The organism is Janthinobacterium sp. NKUCC08_JDC (genome assembly GCF_019345575.1).
GTDB lineage: Bacteria > Pseudomonadota > Gammaproteobacteria > Burkholderiales > Burkholderiaceae_D > Janthinobacterium > Janthinobacterium aestuarii.
In genome coordinates, this window is sequence record NZ_JAHKQW010000002.1 from 1 (window position 1) to 19199 (window position 19199).

The 19199-nt window shown below is 64.4% G+C and carries 15 protein-coding genes; 6 read left to right on the forward strand and 9 right to left on the reverse strand.

Annotated features, from left to right (window positions below; genetic code table 11):
- The 9 genes from KO538_RS06010 to KO538_RS06050 form a co-directional block, all read right to left on the reverse strand.
- The coding region (locus KO538_RS06010) for a bifunctional diguanylate cyclase/phosphodiesterase (RefSeq protein WP_219327751.1) at positions 1 to 1690 on the reverse strand (1690 nt) is incomplete at its 3' end.
- Positions 1691 to 1858: 168 nt separating this feature from the next.
- Positions 1859 to 3487 (reverse strand): methyl-accepting chemotaxis protein, encoded by a 1629-nt coding sequence (locus KO538_RS06015; protein WP_219327752.1) that lies wholly within the window; start codon positions 3485 to 3487, stop codon positions 1859 to 1861.
- Between the two features lie 231 nt (positions 3488 to 3718).
- Positions 3719 to 5188 (reverse strand): xylulokinase, encoded by a 1470-nt coding sequence (gene xylB / locus KO538_RS06020; RefSeq protein ID WP_219327753.1) that lies wholly within the window; start codon positions 5186 to 5188, stop codon positions 3719 to 3721.
- Between the two features lie 17 nt (positions 5189 to 5205).
- Entirely contained in the window at positions 5206 to 6096 is an 891-nt protein-coding gene (locus KO538_RS06025; RefSeq protein ID WP_046686044.1) for an AraC family transcriptional regulator, read from the reverse strand.
- 35 nt (positions 6097 to 6131) lie between these two features.
- The gene (locus tag KO538_RS06030; RefSeq protein WP_219327754.1) at positions 6132 to 7256 is read right to left on the reverse strand and encodes an ABC transporter ATP-binding protein; all 1125 of its coding nucleotides are present in this window, start codon (positions 7254 to 7256) and stop codon (positions 6132 to 6134) included.
- Between the two features lie 2 nt (positions 7257 to 7258).
- Positions 7259 to 8299, reverse strand: a complete 1041-nt coding sequence (locus KO538_RS06035; RefSeq protein WP_219327755.1) for an NAD(P)-dependent alcohol dehydrogenase — start codon at positions 8297 to 8299, stop codon at positions 7259 to 7261.
- Between the two features lie 11 nt (positions 8300 to 8310).
- Positions 8311 to 9129 carry a carbohydrate ABC transporter permease gene (locus tag KO538_RS06040; protein ID WP_034747914.1) on the reverse strand — a complete coding sequence of 273 codons (819 nt, stop codon included), beginning with the start codon at positions 9127 to 9129 and terminating at the stop codon, positions 8311 to 8313.
- 134 nt (positions 9130 to 9263) lie between these two features.
- A complete protein-coding gene (locus tag KO538_RS06045; protein ID WP_219327756.1) occupies positions 9264 to 10154 on the reverse strand; it encodes a carbohydrate ABC transporter permease in 891 nt (296 codons plus the stop codon).
- A gap of 119 nt (positions 10155 to 10273) precedes the next feature.
- Positions 10274 to 11545 carry a sugar ABC transporter substrate-binding protein gene (locus KO538_RS06050; protein ID WP_070301390.1) on the reverse strand — a complete coding sequence of 424 codons (1272 nt, stop codon included), beginning with the start codon at positions 11543 to 11545 and terminating at the stop codon, positions 10274 to 10276.
- A gap of 293 nt (positions 11546 to 11838) precedes the next feature.
- On the opposite strand from KO538_RS06050, the gene KO538_RS06055 reads away from it, so the two are divergent.
- The 6 genes from KO538_RS06055 (at position 11839) to KO538_RS06080 (ending at position 19155) form a co-directional block, all read left to right on the forward strand.
- A complete protein-coding gene (locus KO538_RS06055; RefSeq protein ID WP_219327757.1) occupies positions 11839 to 12831 on the forward strand; it encodes a sugar ABC transporter substrate-binding protein in 993 nt (330 codons plus the stop codon).
- Positions 12832 to 12927: 96 nt separating this feature from the next.
- Entirely contained in the window at positions 12928 to 13887 is a 960-nt protein-coding gene (locus tag KO538_RS06060) for an ABC transporter permease (RefSeq protein WP_257620198.1), read from the forward strand.
- On the forward strand, positions 13887 to 14684 hold the full coding sequence (locus KO538_RS06065; protein ID WP_219327758.1) for an ATP-binding cassette domain-containing protein: 798 nt from the start codon (positions 13887 to 13889) through the stop codon (positions 14682 to 14684). Before KO538_RS06060 ends, KO538_RS06065 begins: the two co-directional genes overlap by 1 nt.
- Positions 14677 to 15132 (forward strand): RbsD/FucU family protein, encoded by a 456-nt coding sequence (locus KO538_RS06070; RefSeq protein ID WP_219327759.1) that lies wholly within the window; start codon positions 14677 to 14679, stop codon positions 15130 to 15132. The genes KO538_RS06065 and KO538_RS06070 overlap by 8 nt, the downstream gene beginning before the upstream one ends.
- 44 nt (positions 15133 to 15176) lie before the next feature.
- Positions 15177 to 17804: a glycoside hydrolase family 32 protein gene (locus KO538_RS06075; protein WP_219327760.1), complete on the forward strand. Its 2628-nt coding sequence runs from the start codon at positions 15177 to 15179 to the stop codon at positions 17802 to 17804.
- 103 nt (positions 17805 to 17907) lie between these two features.
- The gene (locus KO538_RS06080) at positions 17908 to 19155 is read left to right on the forward strand and encodes an ROK family transcriptional regulator (protein WP_219327761.1); all 1248 of its coding nucleotides are present in this window, start codon (positions 17908 to 17910) and stop codon (positions 19153 to 19155) included.
- Positions 19156 to 19199: the final 44 nt, after the last annotated feature.

Sequence of the window (19199 nt, forward strand, 5' to 3'; positions counted from 1 at the left end):
GCGCGCGCGTTGCCACCCCGGCGGGTTTGGGGCCGAGGCCCCGGGGGCCCCCCAGCCCCACGATGGCGCGCACCACGGCGCTATCGCCGCCCGGCTTGCCCAGGTCGTCGACGAAGCACTTTTCGATCTTCACAGCATCCGTGGGAAAGCGTTTCAGGTAAGTGAGCGAAGCGTCGCCCGTGCCGAAATCGCTGATGGCGATCGCCATGCCCAACTGGCGGAACTGGCGCAGTATCAGTTCGCAGTTCTGGTTGCTGTCGATCAGGATGCCGGCGGCGATTTCCAGTTCGATGCAATGGCCCGGCACGCCGGCCGCCTCGAGCGCGGCGGCGAAATTGCGCGCGATATCGCGCTGGTAGAACTGGCGCGCCGACAGGCTGACGGACACCGTCAGCATCTGCCCCTGCGCGATCCAGCTGCGCGCCTGCTCCACGGCCGTGGCCAGCACCCAGGCACCGACCGGCAGAATCAAGGCGCTTTCCTCGAGCACCGGCAAAAAGTCGAGCGGCATCATCAGGCCCAGTTCCGGATGCTTCCAGCGCAGCAGCGCCTTCACGCCCGTGATCCTGCGCGTCTTCAAGTCCATGCGCGGCTGGTAGTACAGCACGAATTCATTGCGTTCGAGCGCGTGGCGCAGGGCCGTCTCGAGGATGGTGCGCGAATACGACTGCGTCTGCATGCGCGGCGCATAGCGCTGGCAGGTACCGGGCGCGTGGCGCTTGGCCGCATACATGGCCAGGTCGGCCTTTTCAATCAGCGCATTGACGTCGTCATCGTCGTCCGGGTACAGGGCCACGCCCACGCTGGCCGCCACCGACAGGCTGTATTCGCCGATGACGAAGGGGGCGGCGATGGCGCGGACGATTTTCTCGGCTACCCGCTCGGCATCGTGCGCCGTGCGCAATTCCGTCAGCAGGATGATGAATTCGTCGCCGCCCTGGCGCGCCACCGTATCGACCTTGCGTACGCACTGCTGCACCCGTCGCGCGAACTCCGTCAGCACCTGGTCGCCCACGTCGTGCCCCAGGCTGTCGTTGATGGATTTGAAGCGGTCGATGTCGACGAACAGCACGGCCAGCAGCCCCTGGTGGCGGCGCGCGTAGGCGATGCCGTGCTCGAAGCGGATCTGGAAATGCAAACGGTTCGGCAAACCCGTCAAGCCGTCGTGGTGGGCGATGAATTCCAGCTGCTGCTCGGCGCGCCGGCGGGCCGACACATCGTGCAGCAGCAGCACCGCGCCGCCCTGCGCCAGCGGCGCGCAGCTGTACTGCACGTCGATGCGCTTGCCGTCGAGATGGCGCAGCAGCACGGCGCCGCGCGCCACTTCCAGCACTTCCTGCCGCGCCACGCAGTCGCGCACCTGGCGCGCCGCATCGATGGGCGTGCCATCATGAAAAAGCGGCAGCAGCTGCGTCACGGCCTGGCCCGGGCCATCGTCGCTCTGCAAGCCGCCCATGGCGCTGGCGCGGGGATTCAGGTACCGCACCACGCCATCGTGGTCGGTGCCGATGACGGCCGCCGGCAGCGCATGCAGCAGCGCCAGCGCATCTGCCATGCGTTGCGCCTGCGCCGCCTGCAGCACCACGCCCGTCGCATGGCGCATGCGCCACATGCGCGCCGCCCGCCACTGGCAGGCCAGCAGCACGGCGAGCACCATGGCCAGGCACAGCGCCAGCAGCAGCGCCGTCATGCGTCACCCGGCAGGCGGAAAGTACGGAACATGGTTTTCCTTTGCAACGTGCGCCATGCGGCCGGGCGCAGATACATGCTGAAAGGAAATAATATAAGAATTTTGGCGCGATATTTGCCTGATCGGGCGCCGCTTGACTGGCATCAAGCGGCGCGTGGCACGCCCGCTTCAGGCCAGCGACAGCGTCCGGGCCGGGGCGGCGCCCGCCGCTGCGGCCACGCCGGTCGTGCCGTGCAGCTTGAAGATGCTGACGGCGTCGGCCAGGCTGGCCGCCTGCTGCTGCAGCGCGTCCGCGGCGGCGGCGGCCTGCTCCACCAGGGCCGCGTTCTGCTGCGTCACGCCATCCATCTGGCTGATGGCGATGCTGATCTGCTCGATGCCGTCGCGCTGCTCCACGCTGGCCACGGCGATCTCGCCGATGATGGCGTTTACGCGCTGCACGCTGCTCACCACGTCATCCATCGTGCGCCCCGCCTGGCCGGCCAGCACGCTGCCCTCTTCCACCGTGCGCACGGATTCGCCGATCAGCTGCTTGATTTCCATGGCCGCCGCGGCCGAGCGGTGCGCCAGGCTGCGCACTTCCGTCGCCACTACGGCAAAGCCGCGCCCCTGCTCGCCCGCGCGCGCCGCTTCCACAGCCGCATTCAGGGCCAGGATATTCGTCTGGAAAGCGATGCCGTCGATGACGGCGATGATGTCGACGATACGCTTGGACGAAGCATTGATATGGCTCATGGTCTGCACCACCTGCGCCACGGCTGCGCCGCCGCGCTGCGCCACGTCGGACGCGCCGCCGGCCAGCTGGCGCGCCTGGTCGGCGTTGTCGTTATTCTGCCGCACGGTGGACGTCAGCTCGATCATCGAGGCGGCCGTTTCTTCCAGCGAACTGGCTTGTTCTTCCGTGCGCGAGGACAGGTCCATATTGCCGCTGGCGATTTCCGCCGAGGCCGTGGCGATGGCGTCCGTGCCGGTGCGCACCCGTCCCACGATGGCGGCCAGGTTGCCACTCATCGCTTTCAGGGCCCGCAGCAGGTCGCCGATTTCATCGCGGCTGCCATCGGCCACCACGGCGCGCAGGTCGCCGGCCGCCACTTGCTGGGCGATGCCGACAGCCGCACCCAGCGGCACCGTGATGCTGCGGATCAGCCACCACACGGTGACGCTGCCGACGACCAGGGTCACCAGCACGGTGGCCAGCATGGCGATGCTGGCGCTGCGGTGCGCGGCCGCGTCCTGCTCCTTCATCTGCGCCATCAGGCTGTGCGACTGTTTGCCGATGGTCGTCACGATGGCGTCGATCTGGCGCGTCGGTTCGCGGTCCATGCCCTTGACCAGCGCATCGACCACGTGGGCGCTGTCGGCGCGCGCGCCATCGAATTTTTGTAGGGCCGCCAGGTAGCTCACGCCCAGCGCATCGTGCGCCTGCAGCGCCTGCACCACGGGCGCCGTGTCGAGCCCCAGCGCCGCCATCATCGATTGCAGGCTTTTCAATTCCTTGCGCGTCTGCGCGCCGCTGGCGACAAACGCTTCACGGTAACGCTGGAAGGCGGCCGCATCGCCGCCGCGCAGCAAAATGTTTTTCCACTCCTGCACCTGGATCTTGAATTCCACCTGCGCGCTGCGCGCCGCATCGACCGCTTCCGTCAGGGCCACGGAGTGCTGCATGGCGTCCGCGCTGCGCGCACTGGCCGCGTCGAGCGCGCTCCAGCCACGCGCACCGACGAACACCAGCGCAAGAAAGAAGAAGGCGCCCAACAGACCGAGGCGGATGGAGATTTTCAGATTCGCGAGTTGCATGGGTTTCTCCCGGCGGCAAGAACAGGATGGCAACAAAGGCGCCGCCAAAACTATCCAATTCTCACCAATGGGGAAATCATGCGGTGCGCCCCGTGAAAAACCAAGTAACGCTTTCGTTAGAGAAACACTTTCAACATAGAAACAACAAATTACAAGGAAAGGTTGACTGCCTGGCCATAGTGACGCGCTCGCAGCATGGTCAGGCCGGCAATCTTGCCGGTCGCTTCAGCGCTACACCGCGGCCGCTCCCGCAAACTCCGCGCGCAGCAGCGGATACAAACGCCGGTAGCGCGCCAGCCGTTCGTCCAGCATGGCCGACGCTTGCGGCGCGATTGTCTCCTGCGCGGCCGGCCGCGTGCACACCTGCGCGGGCGGCAAGCCCGTCACGGCCATCTGCGCCAGGCGCGCAGCACCCATGGTGCCGCCAGCCGCGCCGTGGTCGTGACGCAGCACGTTCAAGCCCGAGGCATTCGCGCACAGCTGCGCCCAGAAGCGGCTGCGCGAACCGCCGCCCACGAACGACGCTTCTTCCAGCTGTGTGCCGGCGCTGCGCAGGGCCGCATTGCCGTCGGCCATGGCAAAGGCCACGCCTTCCATCACGCTGTACGCCAGCTCCGCGCGCCCGTGTTCCGTCGACAGGCCGAAAAACACGCCGCGCGCGGAAGCGTCGTTGTGCGGCGTGCGCTCGCCGCTCAAATACGGCAGGAAGACGGGCGCCGTGCGCGCCTCGACGTTTTCCGCCAGGTTGACCAATTCGCCGATGTCGCCCGACTGCGTCAGCCGCGCCACCCAGCTGAGGCTGGACGCGGCGCTGAGGATCACGCTCATCTGGTGCCAGCGCTCGGGCAGGCAATGGCAGAACGCGTGCACGCCCTGGCCCGGATTCGGTGCAAAACCGTCGCTGCCGGCAAACAGCACGCCGGACGTCCCCAGCGACAGCAGGCCGGCGCCCGGCTCCACCACGCCCAGGCCGACAGCCGCCGCCGCATTGTCGCCCGCGCCACCGGCCAGCAACACCGGGTGCGCGATGCCCCATTCCTGGCACAGCGAGGGCCGCACCTGCGCGGCGGCGGCGCTGCCTTCGACCAGGCGCGGCATGTGCTCGCGCGTCAAACCGGTGGCGGCCAGCATGCGCTCGGACCAGTCGCGTTTGGCCACGTCCAGCCACAGGGTGCCGGAAGCGTCGGACATGTCGGACACATACTCGCCCGTCAAGCGCAGGGCCACGTAATCCTTGGGCAGCAAGACCTTGGCCGTGGCGCGGAACAGCGATGGCTCGTACTTTTGCAGCCACAGCAGCTTGGGCGCCGTGAAGCCGGGCATGGCCTGGTTGCCCGTGATGGCGCGCGACTCGGGCACCAGCGCCTCGAGTTCCACGCATTCGGCAAAGGCGCGCGTGTCGTTCCACAGGATGGCTGCGCGCAGCACGTGCTGCTGCTTGTCGAGCAGGGTGGCGCCATGCATCTGGCCCGACAGGGCGATGCCGCGCAAGCCGGAAAACGCCACCGGCTGGGCGGCGCGGATGGCGGCGATGACGTCCAGGGTGGCGTGCCACCAGTCTTCGGGATTCTGTTCCGACCAGCCGGGATGGGGGCTGGACACGCGCAGGGTCACGCCGGCGCTGGCAACGATGGTTTGCGCGTCATCGGTGAGGATGGCCTTGACTTCGGAAGTGCCGATATCGATACCGAGATAAGTCATTTGATTCCAGAATAAAGTTAAGAATGGCCGTCGCCGGACGGATCGGGCATGTTCATCAGCAGGCAGGAACGGAACTTCGACGGCGACATCTGCTTGTGAGCCAAAAACTGGCGGTTGAAATTGGAAAGGTTGTTGAAGCCCGTGCGGTAGCAGATATCGGTGACCTTCATGTCCGTGTTCATCAGCAGCTCGCAAGCGAGCGCGATGCGCTCCTGGTTCACGTACTGGATGAACGAGGTGCCCGTATGCTTGCGGAAGAAACGCGTGAATTTCAAGGTATTCATTTCCGCCACGTCGGCCACGTCCTGCTCGCAAAAATCGAGCGTGATGTTCTGCTTGATATACGCCAGCACCAGGTTGATGGTCGACGACATGTAGCGGCCCGCCTGCGCCAAATAGGTGACGCTGGCCAGGGGTCGCCGCTCGCGGCACTCGCACAGCTCGCCGAACAGGCGCGTAAACAGTTCGACCCGGCGCAAGCCCTGCGCCGTCGTCAATTCCTTCATCAGCGGCACCAGGCGCAGGCCCAGCGCATCGGGAAATTGCAAGCCCCTGCCAGCCTCGCCCAGCAGGGCTTTCAGGGGCGCCATTTCAGGGAACAGCAGCGCACAGCGTTCGATGAAATCGCTGGAAAACTGCAGCACCAGGTCGCGCTCGGGCAGCACCACGCCTTCCGGCAATTCGCTGACCCAGTTATGCGGAAGGTTCGGCCCCGTCAGGATCAGATTGCCCGCCCCGTAGCTGCCGATATGGTCGCCAATGAAAAATTTGCCGTTTGACGTGATGATGAAGTGCAGTTCGTACTCGGGATGAAAATGCCATTTCGCCACCGTATGCGGAAAGCCGTGCGCCCACGCGCGAAACGATTCATGGATCGGTTTGTGGATCAGTTCCAGGTCAGGCGTCACGGCAGTTCCCTTGCGCGGTCTCGTTGCCAGCTATTCTAACCACTTACCTGGGCATTGAGCGCCAAAGCCAGACCGCTGTCGGCGTCAAACAGGTGCATGTGCTCTTCATCGAAGGCCAGCGCCAGGGTCTGGCCCACCTGCGCCGCGCTGTTGGCCGCGTTCGCCGGCAGCAGCGCCGACAGGCTCAGGGCGCCGCACTGGAAACTGATCAGCGCTTCGGCACCCAGCAGCTCGACCAGGTCGATCACGCACGCCAGGCCATGCGTGCCTGCCTGCTCCTGCGGCAGCGCCGCGCGCAAGTGATTCGGCCGCAAGCCGAACACCACGCGCGTGCCCTCGGCCAGCGCGGTGAAGCGGGGCGATATCAATGGCCAGCGGTAGCCGGCGCACACGAGCACCGTTTGCCAGCCATCCTTCTCGACGACGCCATCGATGAAGTTCATGGCAGGGGTGCCAATGAACCCTGCCGCGAACAGGGTGCGCGGATGGTTGTACAGTTCCGCCGGCGTGCCGATCTGCTCGATATGCCCGCCCTTCATCAGCACCACCCTGTCGGCCAGGGTCATGGCTTCGAGCTGGTCGTGCGTGACGTACAGGGTGGTGGTGCGCAGGCGGCGGTGCAGGCGCTTGATGTCGGCGCGCAGCTGCGCGCGCAGCTTGGCGTCCAGGTTCGACAGCGGTTCGTCGAACAGGAACACTTGCGGCGTCTTGATCATGGCGCGCGCAATGGCCGTGCGCTGCTGCTGGCCGCCCGACATGGCACGCGGCTTGCGTTCCAGCAGGCTGTCCAGGCTGAGAATGGCCGCCACTTCGCGCACACGGCGCTCGATCTCGTCGTTCGGCACCTTCAGGCGGCGCAGGCCGAAGGCGATGTTGTCGTACACCGTCATGTGCGGATACAGCGCGTAGTTCTGGAACACCATCGCCACGTTGCGCGCGCGGGGCGGCAAATCGTTGACGATGGCGCCGCCGATGTGCAGCTCGCCGCCGCTGATGTCTTCCAGGCCCGCGATCATGCGCAGCAAGGTCGATTTGCCGCAGCCCGATGGCCCCAGCAGGACGATGAATTCGCCGTCGGCTATCTCCAGGTCGAACGGCTGCAGCACGGCCGTCTTCTCGTCATAAGTCTTGTGCAGCTGCCTGCAGGCGATGTTTGCCATGATTAATCTCCTGCCAGTTCAATCTGGATCTTGACGTCGCGCGGATGGCCCTTGGCCGCTTCCTCGAACGCCTGCACACCGTCGGCAAAACCGAAGGTGCGCGAAATGAAGGGTTTGACGTCGATCTTGCCCGAAGCCAGCAAGGCGATGGCGCGCGGGAAGATGTTCGCGTAGCGGAAGACCGACTCGATGCGCACTTCCTTGGCCTGGATGGCGACAATATCGAAAGGGACGTTCTCGGGCGGCATACCGACCAGTACCAGGCAGCCGTTCGGGCACAGCAGGTCGACGATGTTGTCGTAGGCGCGCATACTGCCGCTGGCCTCGAAAACGATGTCGGCGCCCCAGCCATCCGTCAGTTCGCGCACCGTATCGGCCAGGCTGGCGTGGCGCACGTCGACCGTGGTCACGGCGGGATTGCCGGCGAACAGGGCCAGCTTTTCCGGCACCAGGTCGGCCAGGATCACGCGCGAGCAGCCGCCCGCCAGCGCGGCCAGCGCATTCATGGCACCGATGGTGCCGGCGCCGATTACCACGGCCACGTCGCCCGGCTTGATGGCCGCCTTCTTGGCCGCCTGCAGGCCGATGGCCAGCGGTTCAACGATGGCGCCTTCGCCGAAGCTGACGTTGTCGGGCAGCTTGAAGGTAAAGGCGGCCGGATGCACGACATACGGCGTGAGGCAGCCGTGGATCGGCGGCGTGGCCCAAAAGCGTACGGCGGGGTCCAGGTTGTACAGGCCGCGCATGGTGGCTGGCGAATCGAACTGCGGCACGCCCGGCTCCATGCAGACCCTGTCGCCCACCTTCAGGTGCGTCACCTCATCGCCCACTTCCGCCACCACGCCGGACGCCTCGTGGCCGAGCACCATCGGCGCTTCAACGGCGAAGGGGCCGATCTTGCCATGTTTGAAGTAGTGCACGTCGCTGCCGCAGATGCCCACGGTGTGAATCTTGATTTTCACGTCGCGCGGGCCGACGGCCAGCGGCAAATCGATATCGCGCAGGGTGATGGAATGCGCTTGTTCCAGTACGAGTGCTTGCATGATGGATTTCCTTATTTATGTTTGAGCATGGAGTTGAGCAGCCGTCCCAGGATGCCGACGAACAGCAGCGGCGGCAGCGCCAGCAGTACGGTGGAAGCGTTCACCACGCCCCACGGCACTTCCTGGCCCATCGAGGTAAAGGCCGACGCCACCACGGGCAGGGTCATGCTTTTCGACGAGGTGAGCGCCAGCGCGATCATCAGTTCATTCCAGACCAGCACGAAGCTGAAGACGATGCCGCCCATCAGGGTTTTCGACGCCACCGGCAGGGCCACGTACCAGAACACCTGGTAAGGGCCGTAGCCATCGAGCGCGGCCGCTTCCTCGATCTCTTTCGGGATGCGGGCAAACGCGGGAATCGACAGCCAGATGATGGTCGACAAGGTCACCAGCAGATAGGTCACCACCATCGACAGGCGCGAGTCGTACAGGCCCAGGTCGATCCAGATCGAGATCAAGGGAATGGCGACGGCGACAGGTGGCAAAAAGCGCAGCGACAGCAGGAAGAACTGGATATCCTTCTTGGCCGGGATCGGATAGCGGGCGATCGCATACGCGGCCGGCACGCCCAACACAGCCCCCAGCAGCACGGCGACGCCGACGATGGCCACGCTGTTGCCCAGTCCCGTCAGCACTTCGGGGCTGGCCAGCACCTGCTTGTAATTGGCCAGGGTCGGGCTGAAGAAAAAGCGCGGCACGGGCGTGACGATGTCCATCAGCTCCTTGAAGGAATTGAGCACGGCCCACAGGATGGGGAACAGCGCCACCAGGATAATCACGGTGGTAATGGCGGTGGTGGTGATGGCGCCAATGCCGCCCGGGGTGCGCAGCACCCTAAGACACCTGACAAAACCGTTGCGAGCAGATGTGAGTTGTGGCTGAGAAGCGGAGCTGTGCGCATGCACAGTGAGCATCGGAGGCCGCAAATCGCGCTGCGCAGTAGGTTTGGTTAGGGTGTTCTTAGTCAGTTTTCCCATTTGGCGACCCGCTTCCAGAGTAAGGTGAAGATGACAGTCGTGGCCAGCATCATCAGCACGGCCATGCTCGATGCGTACGACACCTTGCCCATCAGGCCGATGCCTTGCGCATACGCATACATGTCCAGGGTTTCGGTGGAGATGCCGGGGCCGCCCTTGGTCATCACGTAGATCAGGTCGAACGAACGCAGCGACTCGACCATCTTGATGAACACGAGGCTCATGATGGGTACCTTCAGCATGGGCAGCGCGATGTAGGCATACACCTGGAGCGTGCTGGCATAGTCGAGGCGCGCCGCTTCCAGCGGTTCGGCGGGCAGGGTTTCCAGCAGCTTCAGGATGACGGCGCCGAAGAACAGGCCCCACTGCCAGATGTCGACCAGCGCCACCGCGTACAGGGCCGTGGCGGGGTCGGACAGCAAGGCCGTGCCGCCCAGGCCCACGCATTCGAGCATCCAGTTGAGGATGCCCATCAACGGCGAATACATGAACTTCCAGATGAAGGCGGCCGACACGCGCGGCAGCAGCACGGGCACGATCAGGAGCAGCGCGATGATGTCACGCGTGCGTCCCTTGACTTTCTCGAACAGGAACACGGCCAGCAGCACGCCGACGATCAGCGAACCGGCCACGGTCACCACTTCCCAGATGGCCGACACCTGCACGGCATTGAGGAAGCGGCGGTCGCCGAACAGGCGGAGAAAATTGGCAAAGCCGACGTAATCGCTGTCGCTGTAGCGCAGCACGCGGTTTTGCAGGGCCAGGTTGATGGCGGCGATGCTGGGCACCAGGCCCAGTACCAGCAGGACCAGCAGCGGCAAAGTCAGGAAGACGGCCGGCAGCCAGGTGTGGCGTTTTTTATGGATGGAGTGTGGCATAGGATGGCTTTCAGACGTGAAGATGCAAGCGCTGGCTTTACCCCAAAAGCAAGAACTGGGGTCGGACCCGCCGGGTCTGACCCCAGATTTAAGCTAGCGGAGTCGTCGGCGATACGGGCTTACTGACGTTTCTTAGCCCGTTGCATCACTTCCGTCGCATACTCATTCGCCTCATCCAACGCGCTTTGCACGTCGCCGCGCGTGCCCGTAAACACTTCCTCCAAAACTACACCCAGGTTGTCGCCAATGTCCGGCCACTCGGGGCTAGGCCAGATGGTGACGCGCGAGACGGGCGTGGTGTCCGTCAGGCCCGCCTGGATCTGCGGCTTGACGTGCTTGCGGAAGTAGTCGCTGTTGATGGTGCTGGTGCGGTTATAGTCGCTGAAGACGTTGTCCTTCAGGCGCGCCTGCTCCTGCTCCTTGCCCGTGGCGAAGGCGATGAACTTGCCGGCCGCCTGGCGCGTGCATTCATCTTTCGCGCCCGTGGCGGAGATGGCCAGGCCGTGGCCATATGCGGCCGATGGCAGCGGCGCTGGCGGGCGCACATAGCCGACCTTGTCGACCACCGAGGATTTTTTCGGGTCTTCCATCCAGTCGGCAAACGGCGTCGACTCGATCATGAAGGCCACCTTGCCCGACCTGAACGCTTCGAGCGCGTTGCTCCAGTCGTAGGTGGCGCCGCCCGGCGGCGAATACTTGAACAGCTCGCGGTACAGGGTGGTGGCCTTGACGGCCTGCGGCGAATTGAAGGCGGGCACGCCGTTGTTTTCCCACTTGCCGCCGGCGGCCAGCATGAACGGCGCCCAGCGCCACACATTCATGCCCGAGCCGCGCTGGCCCCGCGCGGCCCAGCCATACACATTCGGCGGATTATTCATTTTCTTGACGGCGGCGACCAGTTCATCGAGCGTCTTCGGCACGGCGATGCCGGCTTTTTCCAGCAGGTCGCGGCGGTAGAACAGGAAATCGCTGCCGCCGATCAGGGGCGCGAAATACGCCACGCCCTTGTACGAGGCGACGGCGCGGCGGCCCGGCAGAAAGTCGTCGTAGTCGGCGTCCTTGGGCAGGTATTTGAGCAGCGGGACGACCCAGCCGGCCGTGGCGAATTCGGCCACGTTGGCTTCGTCGATGTAATAGATCTGGTAGGAGCCGGCCTTGGTGGAAGCATCGAGGCGGGCTTTCGAGCGGCGGTCGTTTTCGCCGAAATAGCTGATTTGTACCTTGGTGCCGCTTTTCTTTTCATACTCGGCGAGGGTCTTTTCCATCACCGTCAGGCCCAGGCTTTTTTGCGCCAGCACCTTGATCACGGGCACCGAGCAGCTTTGCGCCGAGGCGTCTGCAAACCCGGCGGACATGAGGGTGCCCCATGCAACAGCAGTCATGATTTTCATAACACGTCTCCATTTTTATAGTCCGGCGGTTTTCCACCGGTATGCCAACTATAAAAACAAAGTCCATCTGCCACCACTGCAAAAGCGGCGAGTTTTCAAATACTATTTTTCAGCAAAACGGCCTCCATGCCGGCCGCGATGGGCTGGTCTTTTTTACCACACACAATATATAAAGCCGCTTGATTTATTAATTAGCCGAGCGTATATTTGGCTCGGGCACCGCATTGACGGCCGCCCCCAGGCCGAGGCAATCGCCTCCCGGTAAAAAATAAATAGATTCTGGAGACAACACAATGAACGTCAAACAATGCATCGCACTGGCTGTCCTGACGGCAGCCGGCGGCGCCGCCATGGCCGAGGAAGCAATCGTCGGCCTGATCACCAAGACCGATACCAACCCCTTCTTCGTGAAGATGAAAGAAGGCGCGCAGCAACGCGCGAAACTGAAGGGCGCTAAGCTGTTGACGGCGGCCGGGCGCGCCGACGGCGACAACGCCGGCCAGGTGACGGCGATCGAGAACATGGTGGCCGCCGGTGCCAAGGCGATCATGATCACCCCGAGCGATTCGAAAGCCATCGTGCCCGCCATCAAGAAGGCGCGCGCGGCCGGCGTGCTGGTGATCGCCCTCGACAGCCCGACCGAGCCGCAGGACGCCACCGATGCGCTGTTCGCCACCGACAACTACAAGGCTGGCTTGCTGATCGGCCAATATGCGAAAGCCGCCTTCGCCGGCAAGCCCGTCAAGATCGCCATGCTGGACTTGTTCCCCGGCCATCCGGTGGGCATAGCCCGCCACAACGGTTTCCTGGCTGGCTTTGGAGCGCCGGGCATCAGCGCCAAGACGGTCGGGCCGGCGAAAACCGCCGACGTGGTGTGCATGGCCGACAGTTTCGGCGACCAGGGCAAGGGCCAGACGGCGATGGAAAACTGCCTGCAGAAAAATCCCGACATCAATCTGGTGTACACCATCAACGAGCCGGCCGCCGCCGGCGCCTACAAGGCACTCAAGGCCCTGGGCAAGGAAAAGAACGTGATGATCGTTTCGGTCGACGGCGGCTGCGCCGGCGTGCGCGACGTCAAGGCCGGCGTCATCGCGGCGACCTCGCAGCAGTATCCGCTGAACATGGCAGGCCTGGGCGTCGAAGCGGGCGTCGAGTACGCCAAGAACGGGAAGAAGGCCAGCGGCTACGTCGATACCGGCGTCACCCTGATCAGCGACAAGCAGCAAGCGGGCGTCGAGAGCCGCGACACGGCGTTCGGCCTGAACTCCTGCTGGGGTAAATAAATCCACGCAGGCGGCCACGTTCGGCAAGGCGATCTGCCTTGCCGGCGCGCGGCCGCCTGCGCGCCTCCTTTTTCCCCTCTTGAATATGGATAACAGATGCGTTCCACCGTTCCGACATTTATGCCGCCGCTCTCTAAACTGGGCCCGGTCATTGCCCTGCTCGCCGCCTGCGTCTTCTTTGCGTCGCAAAGCGACCGCTTCCTCAGCAGCCAGAATTTTTCCCTGATCTTGCAGCAAGTCATGGTCGTCGGCATCATCGCCATCGGCCAGACCCTGATCATCCTGACCGCCGGCATCGACCTGTCCTGCGGCATGGCCATGGCCCTGGGCTCGGTCATCATGACCAAATTCGCCGTCGACCTCGGCATGAACCCCTATCTCGCGATCGGGTGCGGCATTGCCGTCACCGTGCTGATCGGCTTTATCAACGGCGCGCTGGTGACCTCGATCAAGCTGCCGGCGTTTATCGTCACGCTGGGCACGATGAACATTGCCTTCGCCGTCACGCAGCTGTACTCGCAGGCCCAGACGGTCACCGGCCTGCCGGAAGCAATGGGATATTTCGGCAACACCTTCCAGCTCGGCCAGGCCACCTTCACCTACGGCACCGTGCTGATGCTGGGCATGTACGTGCTGACCTGGCTGTACTTGCGCGAGACCGCGCCCGGCCGCCATCTCTACGCGGTCGGCAACAATCCGGAAGCGGCCCGCCTGACCGGCATCGCCACGAATAAAGTCTTGTTGGGCGTCTACATGATCGCCGGGATGTGCTACGGCATCGCCGCGCTGATGTCGGTGGCGCGCATGGGCGTGGGCGACCCGCAGGGCGGCCAGACCGACAACCTCGACAGCATCACCGCCGTCGTGCTCGGCGGCACCAGCCTGTTCGGCGGGCGCGGCTCGATCATGGGCACGCTCGTCGGCGTGCTGATCGTCGGCGTGTTCCGCAACGGCCTGACCCTGATGGGCGTGTCCTCGGTGTACCAGATCCTGGTGACGGGCATCCTGGTCATCCTGGCCGTGGCCACCGATCAACTGACACACAAGAAAGGTTGATGAGCATGACGACGCATGTGCAACCGGTATTCCAGGCCCGCGGCCTGGTCAAGCGCTACGGCAGCGTGACCGCCCTCGACGGCACCGATTTTGACTTGTTACCGGGAGAAATACTCGCCGTGATCGGCGACAACGGCGCCGGCAAGTCCTCGCTGATCAAGGCCCTGTCGGGCGCCCTCGTCCCGGACGAAGGCGAGATGCTGCTCGATGGCAAGCCGATCCATCTGAAGTCACCAATCGACGCCCGCCGCTACGGTATCGAGACGGTGTACCAGGACCTGGCCGTGGCGCCGGCCATGACAATCGCCGAGAACCTGTTCCTCGGCCGTGAACTGCTGCGCAAGGGCATGTTGTCGCGCTTCCTGCGCTGCATCGACAAGAAGCAGATGCTGGCCGAGGCGGAAGCCCATATGCGCGACCTGAAAATCGGCATCCGTTCGATGAAGCAAGCCGTCGGCACCCTGTCTGGCGGCCAGCGCCAGGGCGTGGCCGTGGCGCGCAGCACGGCGTTTGCCAGGCATGTCGTGATTCTCGATGAACCAACCGCCGCACTCGGCGTAAAGGAGGGCAATATGGTACTGGAACTGATACGCAATGTGCGCGAGCGCGGCCTGCCGGTGATTTTGATCAGCCACAACATGCCGCACGTGTTCGAGATCGCCGACCGCATCCACGTGCAACGCCTGGGCAAGCGCGTCGCCGTCCTGAACCCCAAGCACATCAGCATGTCCGACACCGTGGCGGTCATGACGGGCGCGAAGAGCGCCGAAGAATTTCCGGAGGAAGCCCATGCTTAAGGGAATCGATCCGCTGCTCAGCCCGGAATTGCTGAAGATCCTGTGCGAAATGGGCCATGGCGAGGAAGTCGTGCTGGTCGACGCCAACTTCACCAGCCAGACTTTGGGCCAGGGCAAGCCGCTGGTGCGCCTGCCCGGCATCGACCTGCAGCGCGCCAGCGCGGCGCTGCTGTCGGTGTTTCCGCTCGACGCCATGGTGGAACAGCCGGTCGCCTTCATGAAGGTATGCAACACCGCCGACGGCTACCTGTCGGCGCTGCAGCGCGCCATGCTCGAGCAGATCACCGCCACCGGCGCCGCCACGCCCGAGCAATGCGAGGCGGTCGAGCGCTTCGCCTTCTACGAACGCGTCAAGGGCGCCTACGCCATCGTGCAGACCGGCGAAATGCAGCCGTACGCCAATTTCCTGTTCAAGAAAGGTGTGATCAGCGATCCGCTGGCGGGCTGAGGAGCGTGCAGCTGGCATAAAACATACAATATAAGGAGATAACCATGTCAAAGCACTTCCCTGTTCTCGCCTCTTGCCTTGCCACCCTGCTGGTGGGCTGCGGCAGCGATAGCGACAGCACCAGCGGGCCGCCCCAGTCCAGCCACCTGGAAACCTACCGCCCCCAGCTCTCGTACACCGCCGCAAAAAACTGGCTGAACGATCCCAACGGACTGGTCTACCACGACGGCGAATACCACCTGTTCTACCAGTACAACCCGAACGGCAATACCTGGGGCGACATGTCCTGGGGCCACGCCGTCAGCACCGACCTGCTGCACTGGAACGAGCTGCCCGTCGCCCTGACGGCGGAAAAAGACGCTGGCGGCAAGCTCACGCAAATGTTCTTCTCCGGCAGCGTGGTGGTCGACACCAACAATACCAGCGGCCTTGGCAGCACCGGCAAGCCTGCCATGGTGGCCATCTATACCAGTGTGTACCCGCAAGGAAAAACGCTGGCCAACGGACAGGTGCTCGCCCCCAACACCCAGTCCCAGTCCATCGCCTACAGCCTGGACCGGGGACGCACGTGGACGCAGTACGCCGCCAACCCGGTGATTGCCGCGCCACCGGCGCCGTTTGAAACCGAAGGGCAAAATTTCCGCGATCCAAAAGTCTTCTGGTATGCACCGGAGCAAAAATGGGTCATGGTTGCCGTGGCCTCGGAGAAGCACCAGGCGCTGCTGTTCTCGTCCAAAAACCTGCGCGACTGGACCTACATGAGCGCCTTTGGCCCGGCCAACGCGGTCGGTGGCATCTGGGAATGTCCCGACCTGTTCGAACTGCCCGTCGATGGCGACGCCAGCAAACGCAAATGGGTGATGAACATCAACATCAACCCCGGCTCGGTGGCCGGTGGTTCCGGGGCACATTATTTTGTGGGGAAATTCGACGGCACGCGCTTTGTGGCCGACGCCAACAGCGTGATCGACAAGAAGCCGCCCACGGGCACCGTCTACCAGGACTTTGAAGCGGCCAGCTTCGATGCCACCGGCTGGACCTCCACAGGCGACTTTGCCGGCAAGACGCCCGTGGCCCCCTCGCATGGCGTGGCCGACAACCAGGGCAGCCAGCTGCTCGACACCTACCGGCTGGGCAAGGATGACGGCGCCACGGGCACGCTCACCTCGCCCGCCTTTACCGTGTCCAGCAAGTACATCAATCTGATGGTCGGCGGCGGGCGCCATCCGCGCCTGGCCGGTGCGGGCGACGGCACGGTCCCTGCGGGAACCTTGCTGTTCCCGGGCGCCGGTTTTGAAGGCCCGGCCAATGCCACCTACGCCGACCTGGGCTGGACGCCCGCCGGCGACCTCGTGGGGCAAAAGGTTGCCACCGGAAGCGACGCCGACCGGCAAGCGGCAGCCGGCAAGCTGGGCGCGGGTGTGTTCAATTCCTTCTTCGGTGCCGGCGACACGCCCAAGGGCAGCCTGACATCGCCCACCTTCACCATTTCCAGGGCCTATATCAACTTCCTCGTCGGGGGCGGCAACCATCCCTATGACAGCCCGAATCCTGTGGCGGTAGTGCTCAAGGTCAACGGCAAGGTCGTGCGCAGCGCCACCGGGGCGGACTCCGAACTGAACTGGACAAACTGGGACGTGCGCGAGTTCGCCGGACAGCAGGCCCAGATCGTCATCATCGACGACAACGACGGCGCCTGGGGACACATCCTTGCCGACGTGTTCGAGGCATCGGACCAGCCGGCCAAGCCCGTCAGCGATGAAACGACGGTGAACCTGCTGGTGAACGGCCAGGTGGTAAAGAGCGCAACCGGCGCCAATGCCGAAACCCTGAACTGGCGCAGCTGGAACGTGGACGCCTACCGGGGCAAGAGCGCACAGATCCAGGTGGTGGACAACAACACGGGCGGCTGGGGCCATATCCTGGTCGACCATATCGTCTTTTCAGACAGCGCCAAGGAAGAGGCCAACTGGCTCGACTACGGCGCCGACTTCTATGCCGCCGTGACCTGGAACGGCATACTCGATGGCAAGCGCATCGGCCTGGGCTGGATGAGCAACTGGGACTACGCCGGCAACACGCCCACCACCCCATGGCGCAGCGCGCAGACCTTCGCCCGGGAATTCACGCTGCGCACCATAGCCGGCCAGGTGCGGCTGGTGCAGCAGCCGGTGGACAACTTCAGCACACTGCGCAGCAAAGCGCTGTACAGCGCCCAGGACCGTTCCGTGGCCGCCGGCGTGCAAGCACTCGATATCGCCCCCGTCCCGGGTCAGGCCCTGGACATCGTGGCCAAATTCCAGCCGGGCAGTGCCACCGGTTTTGGCCTGAAGGTGCGCACCGGCACGAATGGCGAAGAAACCGTCATCGGCTATGACGCGGTAGCGGGCGAGGTCTACATCGACCGCAGCAAATCGGGCGACGCCAACTTCAACGCCAGCTTTGCCGCCCGCCATACCGCCCCGCTGCCGCTGCGCACCGGCACGGTGGACCTGCGCATCGTGGTCGATACCTCGTCGGTAATGGTATTTGCGGGCAACGAGGTGGTGTTGACCGACCAGATCTTTCCGCAACCGTCCAGCAACGGTGTCGCGCTGTTCGCCGTGGGCGGCGCGGCAACACTGAAAGAGCTGACCATCTGGCCTTTGAAGTCGATCTGGGCCAAGCGCTAAAGCTGCACGGAAGCTCCAGCCATCTGGAGCTTCACTGGCGGGGCGGTGGATATGTAATAAAATGTCCTTCTTTTACGCCTGTAGAAACCGGACCCGCCCCGCCATGTCAGACAGCTTTACCGAAGAGGCGTGCGCGCCGCAAGCAGCCATCGACGATGTTCCATGGCTGCAGCCGCGCGGCTCGAACCAGATGGGCATGAGCCAGTTCAACGAGCGGGTGGTGCTGCAGGCCGTACGCTTGCACGGCAGCATGCCGAAGGCCGACCTGGCCCGGCTGACCAATCTGAGCACGCAAACGGTTTCCCTGATCATCAACCGCCTGCTGGACGACGGCCTGGTCAGCAAGCGCGCGCCCGTGCGCGGCAAGGTCGGCCAGCCGTCGGTGCCCATCATGCTCAATCCGGACGGCGCCTTCTCGATCGGCATCAAGATCGGCCGGCGCAGCCTCGACGTGTTGCTGGTCGATTTCGTCGGCAAGACGCGCGAGCGCCTGTCGTTCCCCTACTCCTTTCCCGTCCCCGACACCGTGTTCGGCCAGATCGAGTCGGCGCTGAAAAGCATGGCCGTGCTGCTGGGACCGAAGTTGCTGCCGCGCCTGTGCGGCGTCGGCATCGCCGCGCCGCTGGGCTTGGGCGGCTGGCAGAATCTGCTCGAGATGGCGCCGGAGCAGGCCAACGCGTGGGACAGCATCGACATCGGCCAGCGCGTGCAGGCGATGACGGCGTTGCCGGTCGAGTTCGCCAAGGATACGGCCGCCGCCTGCGTCGCCGAGCTGGTGCTGGGGCGCGGGCGCAGCATCAAGAACTTCCTGTACATCTTCGTCGACATCTTCATCGGTGGCGGCCTGGTCATCAACAGCCATTTGCACAGCGGCCTGCACGGCAACGCCGGCGCGGTCGGCTCCTTGCCGCTCGGCATGGCCACGGCCGGCGCCAGGAACCCGCCGGGCCAGTTGCTGGGCGACGCTTCCCTGTTCAACCTCGAGCAGTTGTACACCCTGGCCGGGCTGGACCCGGCCGCCGCCCACGACGGGCGCGCGCTGCAGGAACCGTTCGTCACGCACACCGCGGCCTGGCTCGACGACGCGGCGCGGGCCATCGCGCTGAGCATCACCAGCGCCACCTGCCTGCTCGACCTGGAGGGGGTGATTATCGACGGCTCCTTCGACCGCGGCCTGCTCGAACAATTGCTGGCCCAGGTCGAGCGCGCGCTGGAATGCTATAGCTGGGAGGGCATCGCCCGGCCGCAGGTGCTCGGCGGCACCGTCGGCTCCGACGCGCGCGCCGTTGGCGGCGCCTTCCTGCCGCTGTACGCGCATTTCGCGCCGGACCGCGACCTGTTTCTCAAGTAAATGTTCTAATGGACCGGACGCCCTCCTTCAAACGGTATTGAGGT

What these genes read in the sequence shown, in the direction of transcription:
- KO538_RS06015 (WP_219327752.1), bottom strand. Translation starts at nt 3,487, where the DNA reads ATGCAACTCGCGAATCTGAAAATCTCCATCCGCCTCGGTCTGTTGGGC.
- xylB (WP_219327753.1), bottom strand. Translation starts at nt 5,188, where the DNA reads ATGACTTATCTCGGTATCGATATCGGCACTTCCGAAGTCAAGGCCATC.
- KO538_RS06030 (WP_219327754.1), bottom strand. Translation starts at nt 7,256, where the DNA reads ATGGCAAACATCGCCTGCAGGCAGCTGCACAAGACTTATGACGAGAAG.
- KO538_RS06035 (WP_219327755.1), bottom strand. Translation starts at nt 8,299, where the DNA reads ATGCAAGCACTCGTACTGGAACAAGCGCATTCCATCACCCTGCGCGAT.
- KO538_RS06045 (WP_219327756.1), bottom strand. Translation starts at nt 10,154, where the DNA reads ATGCCACACTCCATCCATAAAAAACGCCACACCTGGCTGCCGGCCGTC.
- KO538_RS06050 (WP_070301390.1), bottom strand. Translation starts at nt 11,545, where the DNA reads ATGAAAATCATGACTGCTGTTGCATGGGGCACCCTCATGTCCGCCGGG.
- KO538_RS06055 (WP_219327757.1), top strand. Translation starts at nt 11,839, where the DNA reads ATGAACGTCAAACAATGCATCGCACTGGCTGTCCTGACGGCAGCCGGC.
- KO538_RS06060 (WP_257620198.1), top strand. Translation starts at nt 12,928, where the DNA reads ATGCGTTCCACCGTTCCGACATTTATGCCGCCGCTCTCTAAACTGGGC.
- KO538_RS06065 (WP_219327758.1), top strand. Translation starts at nt 13,887, where the DNA reads ATGAGCATGACGACGCATGTGCAACCGGTATTCCAGGCCCGCGGCCTG.
- KO538_RS06070 (WP_219327759.1), top strand. Translation starts at nt 14,677, where the DNA reads ATGCTTAAGGGAATCGATCCGCTGCTCAGCCCGGAATTGCTGAAGATC.
- KO538_RS06075 (WP_219327760.1), top strand. Translation starts at nt 15,177, where the DNA reads ATGTCAAAGCACTTCCCTGTTCTCGCCTCTTGCCTTGCCACCCTGCTG.
- KO538_RS06080 (WP_219327761.1), top strand. Translation starts at nt 17,908, where the DNA reads ATGTCAGACAGCTTTACCGAAGAGGCGTGCGCGCCGCAAGCAGCCATC.